This window comes from Flavobacterium sp. JAS (assembly GCF_020991455.1).
Taxonomy (GTDB): Bacteria; Bacteroidota; Bacteroidia; order Flavobacteriales; family Flavobacteriaceae; genus Flavobacterium.
The window spans coordinates 85,361-101,857 of the sequence record NZ_JAJMOX010000008.1 but is presented as its reverse complement, the minus strand read 5'-3'; the positions used below and the strand labels follow the sequence as shown (position 1 = coordinate 101,857).

Genomic DNA, 16,497 nt, shown 5'->3' with positions numbered 1-16,497 from the left:
GGGCTCAAATGTGACCGACGGTTAATTGATGCAATTGGAATTTGGAATTTAAAATTTGGAATTTATTTAAATTATCTCATTTTCAAATTGGCACATTTTCTAATTAAACTAGGGATAACGAATATCCGACCTGTGATAGGATTTGTGGATCGTAATCCTAAATTTTCGCAAGAGAATATCCATATATAATTTTAGATTGTTGATTTTAGATTTATCCTTCGACTTCGCTCAGGATGACAAAATTATCTAATTGGCACATTGTCACATTGCCACATTTTCTAATTAGTTTTCTTTCTTATTTCACCTGTTCTTTTATCAAATCCATACGGACAATGACGGCAACCACTTTTGCAGCAATAACCGCGTTTTAGGTGGTGTTTTTCGGTAAAGCATTTATAACCTTCGGGCGTATAGTAAAAATCTTCGCCTTCGATTAGTTTATTTTCATTACTTTGCTCTTCCATAAATCTGTTTAGGGTTCCCGTTCTTTTTTATTAAAGTCAAAATCATGGTGTTGATTGTGATTTTAGTGAAATCGAACAAATTTTATCTACAAATTTATAAATTTTACAGCTAATGTTTCTGATTGTTGCTAAATATTTAATTCCGAAAGGATATCGAGGAATGGCTGTCTTTCCGTTTGTGTTTTTAAAATACAATCAGGACAAAGAAAATCCCGTTTTTGTCAATCACGAAAAAATCCATCTCCGACAACAATTAGAATTGCTGGTTCTTCCTTTTTATATCTTTTATGTTTTAGAATATATAATTAGGCTGATACAATATAAAAATAAGGATTTGGCGTACCGAAATATAAGCTTTGAAAGAGAAGCGTATACGAATGAAGCAGATTCTGATTATTTGAAAAACCGATCTTTTTTTTGTTTTTTGAATTACTTAACTTTAAAAGAAAAATAGATTTTGAACCAGGAAATTCATATCACTTTCCAGAACGATATTTCTCTGACTATTAAAAGAGAAGACTTGATTCATCCTTTTGTTTCAGGAAATAAATTTAGAAAACTCAAATACAATTTACTTCAGGCGAAAGCCGAAAATAAAACTACTTTATTAACATTTGGCGGTGCTTTTTCGAATCATATTGCGGCGGTTGCTTTTGCGGGAAAAGAACAAGGTTTTAAAACTATTGGAATTATTCGTGGTGACGAACTTTCTGATAAAATTGAAGAAAATCCAACCTTGAAATTTGCTCAGGAAAACGGAATGGAATTTGAGTTTGTTTCCAGAGAAGATTACCGACATAAAAGCGAAAATTCCTTTGTAGAAAAGTTAAAAGAGAAATTTGGCGATTTTTATTTAGTGCCAGAAGGCGGTACAAATGAATTGGCGGTAAAAGGCTGTGAAGAGATTTTGACAGCGGAAGATGCTGTTTTTAATTACGTTTGCTGCGCGGTAGGAACGGGCGGAACCATATCGGGATTGATCAATAGTGCATTGCCACATCAGAAAATTTTAGGATTTCCGGCGTTAAAAGGTGACTTTTTAACCGATGAAATTCGTATTTTTGCAAAAAAAGATAACTGGAATTTAATTTCTGACTATCATTTTGGAGGTTATGGGAAGATAAATTTAGAATTAATTGAATTTATCAATGCTTTTTTTGAAGAAAATAAGGTGCCTTTAGATCCAATTTATACGGGAAAGATGGTTTTTGGCGTTATAGACTTAATACATAAAAACTATTTTCCTGCAAATTCAAAAATTTTACTCATTCATACCGGCGGATTACAAGGAATTGAGGGAATGAATATAAAATTGAAGCAGAAAAAATTACCAATACTCAAATGCAATGGTTAAAAAAATAATAACATTCTTAATTCTGGCAACTTTAGTAAGTTGTTCCTCTAGTAAGCCTACTATTGCGACGACTAAGAAAGCAGCAGCAGTACAGAGGCCAAGAGTGGCAACGACCAAAAAGCCAACTTATTCTAAGCCAATTGGCAAAAATTACCCTTCTACAAATAATACAACTGAGGTTATTCAGTCTACTTCAAAAACAGTTGTAACCAGCGATTTAGTTAACAATTATATATTGCAATTTAAAGATATTGCAATGGGGAATATGACGAAATATGGTATTCCTGCAAGTATTATTCTGGCGCAGGGAATTCTGGAATCCGGAGCCGGAAAAGGAGATTTGGCCTTAGATGCAAATAATCATTTTGGGATAAAATGTCATAATGATTGGCTTGGCGAAAGTGTTCGTCATGATGATGATTCAGCACAGGAATGTTTTAGAAAATATCCAGAAGCTTCAGAATCTTATAGAGATCACGCCTTGTTTTTGGTTGGAAAAAAGAGATATGCAAGTTTATTCACTTATGAAAAAGACGATTATAAAGCCTGGGCAAAAGGATTAAGGGCTTGTGGTTACGCAACAGATCCTAATTATCCGGACAAATTAATAAGTTATATCGAGCGTTATAATCTGCATCAATACGATTGTCAGGTTACAGGCAGAAACTACAAGCCTTTTGAGAAATCTGTTGCGGTTAAAAGTGCACCAACTTCTAATACAAACATAAACCCAAACGATCCAAATTTATACGAAGTTCAAAAAGGAGATACCTTATATTCGATTTCAAAAAAATTCAATTTAATGGTTGACGATTTAAAACAGAAAAATAATCTTTCAGATAATGCGCTTTCTATCGGGCAGAAGTTGAAAGTTCAGTAGTTTTTTGGTTATGAATTGTGGATTATAAGTTTTGAGTGATTTATGAAGAAGAGAATTTTGTGGGGAGTTTTTGCTTTTGCAGTAGTTTTAAGTATTAGAGTTTTTTGTGGAGTTTATGTTCATGATGAATTTGCCGAAAGGCATTTTTTTATAAAACATCGCCCAACATGGAAATGGTTATTTTATTCTCCTATTGGCATGTCTGATAAAAAACTTGGAGAACTTAGTGAAGAAGAACAAATAGAACAAAAATATTTTAATGAGTTTATATTAGATCAACGTATAATTTTTTAATTAGATCGAAAATCTGAACTCAAAAATCTAAAATAAATAATGATATATAAAAGAAGTAGTCAGCTTTTTGCTGAAGCAGAAAAAGTAATTCCGGGAGGAGTAAATTCACCAGTTAGAGCGTTTAAAGCGGTTGGCGGAACTCCTATTTTTGTAAAAAGTGCCAAAGGTGCTTATTTGTATGATGAAGACGGAAATAAATTAATAGATTATATCAATTCTTGGGGACCAATGGTTTTGGGTCATGCATATCAGCCAGTTGTGGATGCTGTGATTGAAAAAGCAAAATTGGGAACTTCATTTGGAATGCCAACAGAATTAGAAACTGAAATTGCAGCTTTGGCGGTTTCTATGGTTCCGAATATTGATAAAATCAGATTTGTAAATTCAGGTACAGAAGCTTGTATGAGTGCAATTCGTTTGGCTCGTGGATTTACAAAAAGAGATAAAATAATCAAATTTGCAGGTTGTTACCACGGACATTCGGATTCATTTTTGATTCAGGCCGGAAGTGGAGCCGTAACTTTTGGATCTCCAAATAGCCCGGGAGTTACAGAAGGGACTGCAAAAGATACTTTGTTGGCAAAATACAATGATTTAGAGAATGTAAAAACTTTAATCGAAGCTAATAAAAACGAAATTGCCGCTATAATTATAGAACCGGTTGCCGGAAATATGGGATGTATTCCGCCTCAAAAAGGTTTCTTGCAAGGTTTAAGAGATTTATGTACCGCAAACGGAATTTTGCTAATTTTTGATGAGGTAATGACAGGTTTCCGTTTGGCTCGCGGTGGAGTTCAGGAATTGTTCAATATCAATGCTGATATCGTTACTTTCGGAAAAGTAATTGGTGGAGGTTTGCCAGTTGGAGCTTTTGCTGCACGTGCCGAAATCATGAATTATCTTGCACCACTTGGGCCAGTTTATCAGGCAGGAACATTGTCTGGGAATCCATTGGCAATGGCTGCAGGATTAGCAATGTTACAATCATTAGATAATGATCGTGCAATTTTTGATCGTTTAGACGAAAAAACAGCTTATTTAGAAGCAGGGATCGATAGAGTTTTAAAAGCAAATAATGTTGTTTTTACCATCAATAGAGTAGGTTCAATGATTTCTGTTCACTTTGATGCAAATCCGGTTGTTGATTTTCAAACGGCTGCAAAAGGAGATAACGAAACGTTTAAGAAATTCTTCCACGGTTTATTAAACGAAGGCGTTTATATTGCGCCATCTGCGTATGAAACCTGGTTTATTACAGATGCATTAACGTATGAAGATTTAGACTTTACAATTAATGCAATTGATAAGGTTTCAAAAACATTCTAAAAAACAAAAAAGAGGCTCAAATTTGAGCCTCTTTTTTTATAAAATGAATTAGTTATTCTCTTTTTTATATTCGTTCATTTTTTCTTTTGCTTTGTCTTTGTTTTCTTCTTGAATTGCTTTCCATTTAGTGTATTGGTCTGTATTTAAGATAGATTTCATTTTAGCATCATTTGCATCTCTTTCAGTCATTACTTCTTTTTTGAAAGCTTCTCTTTCAGCTGCAGTAGGTTTTACATCGCTGTCTTTTTTTGCTTTACGGGCTTCTCTGAATTTTTCTGCTTTAGCACTTCTGTCAGTTAGAAGTTGTTTTACTTGCGCTTGTTGATTGGCATCTAAATTTAATTCAGAAGTAAGTTTTTTTAATTGTTTGTCATTGCGTTGTTCCGGAGTTAATTTTTCTCTTTGTTCGTGAGTTGGCTTTTGATCCGCTTCTTGTGCAAAACTTGCTACTCCGATGAATAACAAAGCTGCGATAAATAATTTTTTCATGATGTAAGTTTTTTAATTGTTATAGGAGTTAGACATTATCAAATTCAATAGGTTTAATCTGATAATCAGAATTATAGATTATTTAACAAATTTAAATACAAAAAATAAAATGATTTTATTGATACAGAGGGTTTTAGCTCAGGTCTAAAGAGTTATTTTGTTATTTGTGATGTTTTTGTAAGAATTGGTTTTTAAATTTGCTTATAATATTTAAGATTTAAAACCGAGCATCAGAAAATAAAAATGGAAGAATTATTCAATAAGAAAAGTAAAAATCGTGTTCTTAAAGCGGTAAATAATGAGATGTCGTATCAAAAATTAACTGCTGCAGAATTACATCAATTTATTCAGCATTGGAATTATGATGACGGACTTGAACCTTTTGAATGGATTATCAGGCAAAAACATCTGGACAAAGGCTCAGCACTTTGTTTATATTGGATGCTGCAACCGGATTATTTTTGCAGGTTTGAAAATGAGGATGCACTAAAAGAAGATATAAATTATGAGGCTTATTTACTGATAAAAGAAATCGAACAAAGATATGTTTCCAATTTTTATGCAGCTGAAAATTTTTCTTTTGATCCAAAGGAAGAGTTTCTGGATGAACATTCTAATACAAAATGTATTCCATCAGAAATGCTATTGAAATCGCCGGGAAATGTTTTTGAACGTCAAGATATTGAATTTGCTTTTTTAAGAAAACCCACTGAAAAGGAATTAAAAACAATTGCAACCAAAATTGCTGATGCTATAAAGATTATTCAAATTTCGAATCCTGACTTTCTTTATAATCAATCTGAGGATGCCACAAAAGCAATAATTGAAAGTATTGAATATTGGAAAGAGAAAGAATTAGGAAAAATAAAAATCAATAATCTATCGTATTTATGGATGGATGCTGTTCATAAAAAGTACCATTGGGATTGGATTATTTGGGATTGGGAAACCGGAAATAATATCGGAATTACAAACACCACAAAAGAGCTAACTTGTTTGTCAGATACAATTATAAGACATACAATAGATGGATTTCAAAAATCTTCGATAATTGATGATTTATACAAAGATTTGGCAGGAGTTAATAATTTTTACGATTTAAAACGAGATCCTTACAGTGGTATTGGATTGCTTTTTAGTACAGATCATTTAAAATTTAGAGAATAAAAAAACTATTTTGATAAAAAGAGCTTTAGTAGAAGCTCTTTTTTTATGATCAGAAATTTACTTCACATTTAATTGCTTAACTTAGTAAAACCATAAGTTCAGAATTCAAAATAAACTATCATGAGTTTAAATACTACATCAAACAATAATAAAATTGCCTTTTTTTCGACCCAACCGTATGACAAAGCTTTCTTCAATAAATACAATATCGACTTTGGTTTTGAGTTGGATTTTTTTGAAACACAACTAAATCCGCAGACTGTTATTTTGATCGAAAAAACTTCTATTGTCTGTGTTTTTGTAAATGATATTGTCAATGAAGCCGTTATAAAACAATTAGCAGAAAAAGGAGTGAGGGTTATCGCTTTGCGCTGTGCAGGATTTAATAATGTCGATCTGGAAGTTGCAAAAAAGTATAATTTAAGAGTTTGCCGAGTTCCAGCATATTCACCTCAGGCAGTTGCAGAACACGCAATGGCAATGATTCTTACTTTAAATAGAAAAACACATAAAGCTTATAATAGAGTTAGAGAACAAAATTTTTCTTTAAACGGGTTATTAGGTTTTGATTTATTCGGAAAAACAATCGGAATCATAGGAACGGGAAATATAGGAAAAGCTTTTGCGAAAATTGCCTTAGGTTTTGGATGCAAAGTCCTGGCGTATGATATTGTAACGAATCCTGAAATGGAAAAAGACGGAGTAAAATTTGTCACGCTCGATGAAATCTTCAAATCGAGTGATATTATTTCGCTGCATTGTCCGCTCAACGAACAAACCAAACATGTAATCAATAAAAAGTCAATTGCTTTGATGAAAGACAGTGTGATGATTATCAACACAAGTCGGGGCGGATTAATCGAAACAGCTTCTGTTATTGAAGGTCTTAAAGAAGGTAAAATTGGATATCTGGGAATTGATGTTTATGAGCAGGAAGAAAAACTTTTTTTCAGAGATCTTTCGGCAGATATTATTCAGGACGATGCGATTCAGCGTTTAATGAGTTTTCCAAATGTTTTGGTAACGGCGCATCAGGCCTTTTTTACCAATGAAGCTTTAACGCAAATCGCTTTAGTCACTTTCAATAATATAAAGTCTTTATTGGCTCAAAATGATATTGAGAATAAAGCCGCTTTGTTGGTTTAGAAAATTAATCATAAGAATAAAAAAAGAAATTATGAAAAATAAATTTTTAACTGCCCTGGGAGTATTAACAATGCTTTCTTGTCAGAATAAAGAAAAAACAGAAAAAGAAAATGTCGTTGAAGCTGTTGCAACCGATACCATAACAAAAACAGCAGCTGGAACTGCAGATGTAAGCGATGCTGCTCCAAAAGATGATAAAGTAGTAGAATTAATCAGAAAACAGCTTTTGGTTTTACTAAAAGCGGATTTACCAGCCTTGACCAAAGACGATCGTTTCTTTTATTACAGTGCTTTCGATTTAAACAATGACAAAAAAGACGAGTATTTTGTAGGCTTCTCGAATGCTTATTTTTGCGGAAGCGATGGTTGCTCAGGATTTATTCTGAATAATGACGGAAGTTTAATCAATAAATTTTCGGTAACTGATTTTCCTATTTATGTAACCACTTCAGTAACTGAAAAATTTTATGATCTAATAGCTGTAAGTGGAGGGAAATTTCATCTTCTAAAACTTAAAAACAGAAAATATCCGTCAAATCCATCTGTTCAGGAAGTTGTCAAAGAGGAAGCTTCAAGAGAAAGTGCAAAGGTTTTAGATATTGATGGGAAGAAGTTGGAAAAATATTCGTTTTAATTGAATTTTATAAAGATCAATTTTTGGAATTTCAAGAAAATGACCTATTTCAATTGCTAAACCAAAAGCAGGAATTTATTTTGAAGAATATTGGTAAAATTTAAACAAAAAAATTACCGAAGTGTTAATCTTCGGTAATTTGTATAATTTTCTAAAATTCAAATTCTCCAATGAGAATTTTACTGTCGCTTTCACGCTTGTTTTCTTTCTGACTCTGGAAAACAGCAATTTTTCGCTCTTGTCTTCCATCAGAATAATACAGGTATACTTCTGCCATAACGGTCGTTGGTCCAGAAAGAATGTTCTGTCTCTCACCAAAAAAATTAGTTTTAATTTTATATTTCCCTTTGATTGCTTTTTTTAGTAAAAACTGTTCAGGACCAAAACCCTGAGTAAAATCGTTACTTAATCTTCCTCCAATTTCCGTAGATCTATGTGAGTAGGAGCAGTCTTCTCCTCTTGGATCTGTAACCCAAAGATCAATATCAGTATTGTCTTTATTCCAATTAATAACAATTCGGATTTCGACTGGGAGATTTGCTTTTAGACGATCATCTATTTTGCTTGCATCAACATTTTTGTTTTGACTCAAAATATTATTGATTTCCATAATCAAAATCTCTTCAATACCGTTATCTCTAACAGAAATCTCATCGGTGTATTCCTGATAAAGCATAGATTTATAGATATTAAGAGCTTCCTGAGGCTTTTTATTGTCAACCAAAGCCAATGCATAATCTCTATGACTTTGAGGATCGAATGGTCTCCATTCTAGAATCTTTTGGGTAATCCACAATTCTTTTTCATAATTACCTCTCTGTTTCAATAAGTAAGATATTGTTTTATACAATTCTTCATTTTCCAAATCAAGTTCTGCTAGTGTGCTTAAAACCTTTAGAGAAAGTGCTTTGTCCCCTTTTTTAAACAACAGTTTAGAAACATCAAAATAATAGGTTACTTGTTTTTCATATTTAGGACGATTTTCAAGATATTTCTGGTAAATCAATTCCGGTGACTGTAAAGTCTGAAAATCTTTCATGTACTCTTGATTGCTCTCTACATCTACCAAAGTTATTTTACCTGTGGATTTTGCTTTATCGGTAATGGAGTTGCTTTCTTCAGCGTAAACAGCATCTGAATTGCCATTATGAACATTAGCACTTTCTAGTGCCGATGCTTTTTGTGACTGTTTGGAAATTGTAGGGTACTGTTTTTTTTCTATAGACTTAAATTCGGTATTCCACCAGGTTGACAGTTCACGTGTTTTATCAAAAGCTTTTGATAGAAGATTTTTTCTTTGTTCTAAAATTTGTCTTTTGTTTTGGGAAACAATTTTATTGTATTCTGGTAGTAATTCCTGTGGAGGAGTGATGCCAAAACGTACATAATCATTGATGTCATCCAATACTATAAGGCTGGTGTTTTTGCTTACCACCCCAAACTGTTCGCTCAGATTTCTGATTTCATCGCTGTTTTGGGTTGAATTAAGTTCAAGATCATTAATTTTTCGTTGCGCCCAAAATTGTGCAATTGGCCATTTATCTACTTGTACTGCGTTATTAAAATCTACTGGAACTTCAAATTTCTTATTCCCTACAGAAAAAAGAGCTGTAAGTTTGCCCAAATTTGGAGATGAAATTCCAAATATATTGACAGGCTCATTTACTGCAGTTCCAATATTAGGAAACAATTCCTGAATAGTATTAGCTTCTTTAAAACCTAAAAAGATAATAGGCAATCTGTTATACGTTTTTAGAGCAGATTGAGTGTCTAGTTCGTTAAGATTGATAAAATTTCCTCCTGATTGTAGTGCTAAAAGTTTAAGCAGATTAAAATCAGAAGTCGGTGTGCTTGCTATGCTGTTGAGCGGTTTTTTAAATTTTAAAGTTAAATCTCCAAAATTTGAAATTCCGTCAGAAAATAAAAGATATTCGTCTATTTGCGGAATTTCTTTTAAAGCACCAAAGTCAGTTCCGCCATCATATTTCAGATTAAGGATTCGGTCTTTTAATGTACTCCAGTTTCCTCCAGAAACAGTAAATTCTTCTGTTTTTTCGAGAATATTATTTAAAAGTATAAAAGATACGGCAATATCCTTGTTCTCTAAAAAATAAGCATTAAGAAAATCAAGCTCTTTTTGATGGTCTCTCTTTGATCCGCTGAATGAATTGTCCCAAATAATAGCAATTTTTTGAGATTTTGCTTTTTCTTTTACAGGGAAATTCATCGAAACGCTTGCAGCAAAATAAGATTTATCGTCAGAAGCTTTTTGAAGCAATACATTTGAAGATTCGTTTACTTTTGGAATACTTATTTTAAGACTTTCATTTGGCGTAAAATTCGCTTTGTTTATTTCAGCAATCCATTGATTTCCTTGTTTTTGAAAAGCAAAACTTCCATCTGGATTTTCCGTAATTTTAGGAGCTGTCAGACTTTCATTAACCAATACTTTCAGATTAAATTTTGGAATATTGACTGCATTGGCAAAACTTAAAAAATACTGATAATCAGTGGCCGAATTTTTTAATTCCTGATTGTATGTAATCCTAATGAATCTGCTGCCTCTGGCAGTAATTGGATAAATTCTGGTTCTAAAATTATTTCCGGCTACTTTTTCAATAATACCGGGATCTATATTTCTTTTTTCAATACTTTCAAATACCTCTTTAGCTCGTTCTTTCGGAACAGGAACTGCGTCTCTTAAACTTCCGTTGATGTCTAAAGCATAGCCGCTTATGCTTACGCCTTCTGGTAACGGAAGTGTAAAGTTTCCTTCTAAAATTCTGTCACCAGGATTGTAAAATATATATGTTGCTGTAGTTGATGCAAGATTTCCTAAAATTTTGGTTTCAATTTTTACTTCCTGCAGGATTACTGAATTTTTTTTCTGATTTTCGACATCCAGAGTTGGAATCTGTGAAAAAACGGCACTAAAGAACAGTAGTGCACAGATATTAAAAATTTTATTCATAATTAATAAGTGTGAATTTTTATTTGATTTGAAATGTGAAAACGCGATTAGTTTTAAAAGCTTTTATTTTTAGAACTTTTCAAATTAGAGAGAGCGAACATGCTTAGCTACTATTCCAAAATTTATACCCTGAACCTGATCGACTCCACTGAAATTAATTGCAATCAGTTGACCACATTCATTAAAAACGGGTGCGCCACTAGCACCATGTGTAGAGGTTATGCTGTATTGAATTTTATTACCGTCTGATTCTTTACTTATTTGGCCGTTATAAAGCTGCACTTTTATCCCTGAATTTGTTTGTGCCAAATCCATTCCCAAAGGATAACCCACCATTATCGCTTTTTGGCCAGGAGTCAATGATTTATCATCGTCGATTGCATTATCAAGATTGATTACATTGGTAACACTTGCTGGAGTTTTATGATCAGCTAGCTGTAAAATACCTAAATCAATATTAGTGTCTTCTGAAAGTTTTTTAATCTCACAATTAAGCCATAAATTATCAGAATCATGAAGGGCTACTTCAATGTCTAAGGTTTTTACATATACCTCAATCTCATCTATAGAAACATATTCTTTTACCGGAATAGATGCTGCAATATCAGTTGCTACTGTCGATGTATCGGCTGTTGTTTCATTTGAACTAACAAATTCTTCACCCGCTGGCTCTGTAGTTTCTTCGCTTGTTTCTTCATAATCTCCCTCTCCTTCACCTTCATCATACGACACTGAAGCATTTATCCAGTTTGTAGCAATAAAACTTTCATACTCATCTTCAGAAACATCTTTAGTAAGAATAGAAGCAATCTTCATTCTTAGATTTCGTATACTAGTATTTACTTTTTCACTCTCTTCATCTGATGAATTCCACGGCTCTAAAACATGTTTATTGGTTATCATGTTTCCGTCTGTATCTACAAAAAAGCCAGTTCCATAAATTGTTTCTTCCTTAGCGTCCTCAACAGTAAGTTGAAATTCTTTCCCATTAATTTTAGCAAAATAGCCATATCTATGCTTTATAAGCACCACTGCGTCTTTGTAGGCATCATAGATTTTGGTATCTGTTTCTAAACAAATAGTTTTAGTTTCAGTTTTAAAATATTTAAATCCAAAAAATGATGCAGTCGAGAGAAGGATAATAGTAATAAGAGCAAATTTGTAACGATTTCTTTTTTTCTTGTTTGTTGCTGCTAAGTCTTCGTTAGGTTCTGTTTGGCTAATTTTCATTTATGGTATTGGTTGAAAAATGTTAATTAAATGGGTTTTAGGTAAAAAAAAAATTAGGCTTTATATAAAGTCTAATTTTTTTCAAATGTAGTAATTTGTTTGCTAAAAAAAATAAAAATGGAATCAATTGTATATTCAATATTAGCCCAATTTTGTTTTACATTACGTCAGTAGAGATGAATATATTTTACTATAAAATAATTCGTATTTATTAAGTTGTTGTTTTTTAGTTGTTTAATCGGGAGGTTTGATAGTAGATATAGTCTGAACCCTCGAAGAAAAATATACCATTAAGATATTTAAATTTTGTTTTGAATAAAACAGCTTCTGAAAATTATAGTTCCTGATTTATAAATGAATCAATTCATAAATACCAAGAAATGTGAATACATGAGTACTGTATAAAGAAAGTAATTTTAAACATAATTGTTTCTAAGTCATTAAATTCAAATAAAAACCCCGACAGATTTTTAAAATCTGTCGGGGTTTGATATATTTAGAATCCCAGTTTTTGGAATTTGAACCCGAGCGCTAGCGAACAGGCGAAGCAATTTCCAAAATTGAATTTTTAAAATTTACTCTGCTAATTCTACAAATTTAAACTCACCGTCAACAACAACTTTTGTTAAACCATTTTTAGATAAGTTTTTCATTGAGACATCCCATTTTTTACCGCTTAAACCAGAAGTAACTTTTAGTTGCGCGAGATCCATTTTATTTTCGTTTCCTTTTAGTAAAATGATAATTGCTTTCTCTTCATCAGACAATTCAACTAATTGTTTTTTCTCCGGACGCATTTGCGGGAACAATAAAACTTCCTGAATCGATGCATTGTTAGTTAAATACATAATCAAACGGTCCATACCAATTCCCATTCCAGAAGTTGGCGGCATTCCGTATTCAAGTGCTCTCAAGAAATCTTCGTCGATGATTCCGTTTGCTTCATCATCACCTTTTGCAGCCAAACGCATTTGGTCTTCAAAACGTTCACGCTGATCAATTGGGTCATTTAATTCAGAATAAGCATTTGCGATTTCTTTACCACAAACCATTAATTCAAAACGCTCTGTAAGTTCAGGATTGTCACGGTGTTCTTTACAAAGAGGCGACATTTCTTTAGGATAATCAGTAATGAAAGTTGGTTGAATATAATTTCCTTCGCATTTAGCGCCAAAAATTTCATCAATCAATTTTCCTTTCCCCATTGTTTTATCAACGTCGATACCCATTCCTCTTGCAGCGTCAAACAATTCTTCTTCGCTTTTTCCAGAGATATCAAAACCAGTAAAATGTTTGATAGAATCCGTCATGGTAACACGAGCATACGGCGCTTTAAAGTTAATTTGGTGTTCACCAAAAGTCACTTCGCTAGTTCCGTTTACGGCAATTGCACAATGCTCAAGTAAACCTTCAGCAAATTCCATCATCCAGTTGTAGTCTTTGTAGGCTACATATATTTCCATAGCGGTAAATTCAGGATTATGCGTTCTGTCCATACCTTCATTTCTAAAGTTTTTAGAGAACTCATATACACCTTCAAAACCACCAACAATTAATCTTTTCAAATACAATTCGTTTGCAATACGCATGTAAAGCGGAATATCAAGCGAATTATGGTGCGTGATAAAAGGTCTCGCAGCAGCGCCACCAGGAATTGACTGTAAAACCGGAGTTTCAACTTCAAGATAACCTGCATCGTTAAAATAACCACGCATTGCAGTATACAACTTCGTACGTTTGATAAAGTTTTCTTTAACTTGCGGATTAACCGTTAAATCTACATAACGCATTCTGTAACGTAACTCGGCATCTGTAAAAGCGTCGTGAACGTTTCCGTCTACATCGACTCTTGGTAAAGGTAATGGACGCAAAGTTTTACTCAAGAAAGTAAATCCGCTCACACGAATACATTGCGCACCAACTTGTGTAGTAAATAATTCACCTTCGATACCAATAAAGTCGCCTAAATCAGTTAATTTTTTAAAAACCGTGTTGTATAATGTTTTATCATCACCTTCACACAAAACATCGCGATTCACGTACAATTGTATACGCCCTTCGCTATCCTGCAATTCAGCAAAACAAGCTTTTCCCTGATCTCTCACGCTCATCAAACGTCCGGCAACGATAACCTTCTTACCCTCTTCAAAAGACTCCTTAATCTGCTTCGAAGTATGATTTACAGGAAAAAGATTAGCTGGGTAAGGATTGATTCCTAAGTTGCGTAAGTTTTGAAGTTTTTCTCTTCTGATGATTTCTTGTTCTGATAATGCCATTTTGTGCTCTTTTTTAAGTGTGCAAAGATAAAGAAAAGAATGTAGATTTCAGAATGCAGTTTTTAGATTTTTTGAAGCAGTAATTTTTGATTTACAATGCCCTTTAGTCCCGCTATTCGCTTGTATCTTTTTTGCCGAAAAAAGCAAAAAAGGATACCGCTTCTATCGGGGCTATTTTAGAAATTTTAGTTTTCAACAGACTTTTTAGTTGGGATGTTTTATAATGATTTTCACTTTTTGTCATTTCGACAAAGGAGAAATCACACTAGAAACTCCACAAAGAAATTCGCCAATCTTTGTAGAATACTGGATGTGATTTCTCCTTTGTCGAAATGACACACAAACCGATAAAATTTTATTTTATAAAAAGAAAAGAGAAAAAAAAACCAGTATCTTAGTCTCTCAGAACCTGAGAATCTTCAAAGAAAAAATGAAATACATATCAGCCTTAATAATTCTATTTCTCCTTACAAGTTGTCAAATTACCGAAACCATACAAATCAATCCAGACGGAAGTGGAACTATTGAAGTTGTCCAGCTTCGGGATGAAAATAGTTATATGCAGTTAGGAGAACAGAATTTAATGGCGGAAAAATTTAGAGACACAACATTTGTTTTTCAGGATTATATCACAAAGTATCAGGAAACTTTTGTAAGATTTTGTAAATCTGATCAGGCATTGTTTCGGGAACAAGCCAATGTTAAAATGCATATAAAAGTTGATCCGGTTCAAATGGAAAATTTTAATACCGTTTCTTTTGAGTTTAAAAAAATAGAAGAAATTCCTAATGTTAATGAAAGTCTTGGTTTAGCAAATTCTTTAAAAGAGAATTACCCAATTTCAGGGCAATTTTTTAAAATAAAATATACTTTTGATGGAATGATTTTCAAAAGAAACGTGATAATTACAGATCAGAAAAAATTTGATGAGGATAAAAAAAATGCTAAAGAATTTGAAACAAAGTATTCTAAATATAAGTTGACGGAAACTTATACTTTAAAATATTATTTTCCCAGAAAAATAGTATCATTTTCAAATGAAAAAGCAATTATAAGTTCAGATAGAAAGTCACTGACTTTAGAATTTCAACTTTCAGATTGTTGGCAAAATCCAGAAATGACAAACTTAGAAGTAGTTTTAGAATAAAGCTGATATTAATTTTTGTCATTTCTACTTCGTCAAAACTGACAAGTAAACGAAAACACTCTTATGAAAATGAATGCCCTAGCCCCGATAGAAGTGGAAATCCTTTTGTGGCGGTCCTGATAGCTATCGGGAGCCACAAAAGATTACTTCACTTAATTCTTAATTTTAATTGGAGTTCAGTGAACTTCGTTTGAAACGGATTGCTTCGCCAGTTCGCACTTTCAGGCTCGGGTGCGGGATTAGCTTCTAAAAAAGTTTTATCATAGAAATCATAAATAAAAACAATTATTCGATTAAACAAATCAACGCTCAACGATTAAACAATTAAAAATAGACTTCGTATCTTTGATAAAAATTAACCCTATGAAATTATATAAACTACTTAGTTTTTCTTTTTTATTAGCAACATTAACAAGTTGCACATTTACTGAAAACATGTACATAACTGACAATGGAACCGGTAAATTTTCTGTCGATATGGATGGAGCTGCGCTTATGGCAATGGCTGGAGATCAAGTAGGGAGTCAAATGGGAGCGGATGCCAAGAAAAATATCGATACCACTTTTACCTTCAAACAATTATTTGAAGAGAAAAAAGACAGTATTGCAAAACTATCACCAGAAACTCAAAAAGAGCTTAAAAAACTGGAAAATTTTGTAGTAAATACTAAGATGAGTGCAGAGAAAAAAGAGTTTCTAATGACACTTTCTACTGATTTTAAAAACGTAAATGAACTACAGGATATATTGCAAACAGCAAGCGCGCTTCAAAAATTAGAAGGAGGCAGCGGAAGCCCTTCATCAGCATTTGGAGGAGGTTTAGCAAATAATAAAAGCAAATTAAGTTATACTTACGACGGAAAGAAGTTTACGCGTAAAGCCGTAATAGACAAACAAGTTGCTGAAAAAGTAAAGGATTCTGCAGCAGATATGTCTAAGATGATTTTTGCTTCGTCAAACTATGTTGTAAAATATCATTTTCCTAAAAAAATCAAAAAAGTATCAAACCCAAACGCTTTGTTTAGCGAAGACCGCAAATCAATTACAATTCAATACCCTTTCACGGATTATATGGAGAATCCTGACAAACTCAACTTTGAAGTAGAGTTTGAAAAATAA

The 16,497-nt window shown here is 32.8% G+C and carries 15 protein-coding genes; 10 read left to right on the top strand and 5 right to left on the bottom strand.

Annotated features, from left to right (window positions below; genetic code table 11):
* Positions 1–278: 278 nt before the first annotated feature.
* Positions 279–464, bottom strand: coding sequence for a DUF5522 domain-containing protein (locus LPB88_RS13100; RefSeq protein WP_230716138.1), 186 nt, complete (start codon positions 462–464; stop codon positions 279–281).
* A gap of 112 nt (positions 465–576) precedes the next feature.
* On the opposite strand from LPB88_RS13100, the gene LPB88_RS13095 reads away from it, so the two are divergent.
* Genes LPB88_RS13095 through hemL form a run of 5 tightly spaced genes read left to right on the top strand, consistent with a single transcriptional unit; the run spans position 577 to position 4,318 of the window.
* Entirely contained in the window at positions 577–918 is a 342-nt protein-coding gene (locus tag LPB88_RS13095; protein WP_230716135.1) for a hypothetical protein, read from the top strand.
* A gap of 3 nt (positions 919–921) precedes the next feature.
* Positions 922–1,818, top strand: a complete 897-nt coding sequence (locus tag LPB88_RS13090) for a 1-aminocyclopropane-1-carboxylate deaminase/D-cysteine desulfhydrase (RefSeq protein WP_230716133.1) — start codon at positions 922–924, stop codon at positions 1,816–1,818.
* A complete protein-coding gene (locus tag LPB88_RS13085; protein ID WP_230716131.1) occupies positions 1,811–2,698 on the top strand; it encodes a glucosaminidase domain-containing protein in 888 nt (295 codons plus the stop codon). The genes LPB88_RS13090 and LPB88_RS13085 overlap by 8 nt, the downstream gene beginning before the upstream one ends.
* A gap of 42 nt (positions 2,699–2,740) precedes the next feature.
* On the top strand, positions 2,741–2,992 hold the full coding sequence (locus LPB88_RS13080; protein WP_089352066.1) for a hypothetical protein: 252 nt from the start codon (positions 2,741–2,743) through the stop codon (positions 2,990–2,992).
* A gap of 39 nt (positions 2,993–3,031) precedes the next feature.
* Complete coding sequence (gene hemL, locus LPB88_RS13075) at positions 3,032–4,318, top strand: glutamate-1-semialdehyde 2,1-aminomutase (protein WP_089352068.1); 1,287 nt, start codon at positions 3,032–3,034, stop codon at positions 4,316–4,318.
* A 48-nt stretch (positions 4,319–4,366) separates the two neighbouring features.
* Here the strand turns inward: hemL and LPB88_RS13070 are convergent, their stop codons facing one another.
* Positions 4,367–4,807: a hypothetical protein gene (locus LPB88_RS13070; protein WP_230716129.1), complete on the bottom strand. Its 441-nt coding sequence runs from the start codon at positions 4,805–4,807 to the stop codon at positions 4,367–4,369.
* Positions 4,808–5,050: 243 nt separating this feature from the next.
* Between LPB88_RS13070 and LPB88_RS13065 the strand changes: the two genes are divergently transcribed.
* The 3 genes from LPB88_RS13065 to LPB88_RS13055 all read left to right on the top strand — a co-directional run bounded on the left by LPB88_RS13065 (position 5,051) and on the right by LPB88_RS13055 (position 7,754).
* Complete coding sequence (locus LPB88_RS13065; protein WP_230716128.1) at positions 5,051–5,974, top strand: DUF4274 domain-containing protein; 924 nt, start codon at positions 5,051–5,053, stop codon at positions 5,972–5,974.
* 120 nt (positions 5,975–6,094) lie between these two features.
* Complete coding sequence (locus LPB88_RS13060) at positions 6,095–7,120, top strand: 2-hydroxyacid dehydrogenase (RefSeq protein ID WP_230716125.1); 1,026 nt, start codon at positions 6,095–6,097, stop codon at positions 7,118–7,120.
* A 31-nt stretch (positions 7,121–7,151) separates the two neighbouring features.
* Positions 7,152–7,754, top strand: coding sequence for a hypothetical protein (locus LPB88_RS13055; RefSeq protein ID WP_230716124.1), 603 nt, complete (start codon positions 7,152–7,154; stop codon positions 7,752–7,754).
* A 151-nt stretch (positions 7,755–7,905) separates the two neighbouring features.
* Here the strand turns inward: LPB88_RS13055 and LPB88_RS13050 are convergent, their stop codons facing one another.
* The 3 genes from LPB88_RS13050 to lysS form a co-directional block, all read right to left on the bottom strand.
* Positions 7,906–10,725: a VIT domain-containing protein gene (locus LPB88_RS13050; protein WP_230716122.1), complete on the bottom strand. Its 2,820-nt coding sequence runs from the start codon at positions 10,723–10,725 to the stop codon at positions 7,906–7,908.
* Positions 10,726–10,809: 84 nt separating this feature from the next.
* On the bottom strand, positions 10,810–11,955 hold the full coding sequence (locus LPB88_RS13045; RefSeq protein ID WP_230716120.1) for a serine protease: 1,146 nt from the start codon (positions 11,953–11,955) through the stop codon (positions 10,810–10,812).
* A 575-nt stretch (positions 11,956–12,530) separates the two neighbouring features.
* Positions 12,531–14,231, bottom strand: a complete 1,701-nt coding sequence (gene lysS / locus LPB88_RS13040; RefSeq protein WP_230716118.1) for a lysine--tRNA ligase — start codon at positions 14,229–14,231, stop codon at positions 12,531–12,533.
* Positions 14,232–14,661: 430 nt separating this feature from the next.
* Here lysS and LPB88_RS13035 point away from each other — a divergent pair, with 430 nt between their 5' ends.
* Positions 14,662–15,378, top strand: a complete 717-nt coding sequence (locus LPB88_RS13035; protein ID WP_230716116.1) for a hypothetical protein — start codon at positions 14,662–14,664, stop codon at positions 15,376–15,378.
* A gap of 363 nt (positions 15,379–15,741) precedes the next feature.
* Positions 15,742–16,497, top strand: a complete 756-nt coding sequence (locus LPB88_RS13030; RefSeq protein ID WP_230716115.1) for a hypothetical protein — start codon at positions 15,742–15,744, stop codon at positions 16,495–16,497.

Excerpts from the sequence above, each read along its gene's own strand:
- LPB88_RS13100 (WP_230716138.1), bottom strand. The coding sequence starts at position 464 with ATGGAAGAGCAAAGTAATGAAAATAAACTAATCGAAGGCGAAGATTTT.
- LPB88_RS13095 (WP_230716135.1), top strand. The coding sequence starts at position 577 with ATGTTTCTGATTGTTGCTAAATATTTAATTCCGAAAGGATATCGAGGA.
- LPB88_RS13085 (WP_230716131.1), top strand. The coding sequence starts at position 1,811 with ATGGTTAAAAAAATAATAACATTCTTAATTCTGGCAACTTTAGTAAGT.
- LPB88_RS13080 (WP_089352066.1), top strand. The coding sequence starts at position 2,741 with ATGAAGAAGAGAATTTTGTGGGGAGTTTTTGCTTTTGCAGTAGTTTTA.
- hemL (WP_089352068.1), top strand. The coding sequence starts at position 3,032 with ATGATATATAAAAGAAGTAGTCAGCTTTTTGCTGAAGCAGAAAAAGTA.
- LPB88_RS13070 (WP_230716129.1), bottom strand. The coding sequence starts at position 4,807 with ATGAAAAAATTATTTATCGCAGCTTTGTTATTCATCGGAGTAGCAAGT.
- LPB88_RS13065 (WP_230716128.1), top strand. The coding sequence starts at position 5,051 with ATGGAAGAATTATTCAATAAGAAAAGTAAAAATCGTGTTCTTAAAGCG.
- LPB88_RS13060 (WP_230716125.1), top strand. The coding sequence starts at position 6,095 with ATGAGTTTAAATACTACATCAAACAATAATAAAATTGCCTTTTTTTCG.
- LPB88_RS13055 (WP_230716124.1), top strand. The coding sequence starts at position 7,152 with ATGAAAAATAAATTTTTAACTGCCCTGGGAGTATTAACAATGCTTTCT.
- LPB88_RS13050 (WP_230716122.1), bottom strand. The coding sequence starts at position 10,725 with ATGAATAAAATTTTTAATATCTGTGCACTACTGTTCTTTAGTGCCGTT.
- LPB88_RS13045 (WP_230716120.1), bottom strand. The coding sequence starts at position 11,955 with ATGAAAATTAGCCAAACAGAACCTAACGAAGACTTAGCAGCAACAAAC.
- lysS (WP_230716118.1), bottom strand. The coding sequence starts at position 14,231 with ATGGCATTATCAGAACAAGAAATCATCAGAAGAGAAAAACTTCAAAAC.
- LPB88_RS13035 (WP_230716116.1), top strand. The coding sequence starts at position 14,662 with ATGAAATACATATCAGCCTTAATAATTCTATTTCTCCTTACAAGTTGT.
- LPB88_RS13030 (WP_230716115.1), top strand. The coding sequence starts at position 15,742 with ATGAAATTATATAAACTACTTAGTTTTTCTTTTTTATTAGCAACATTA.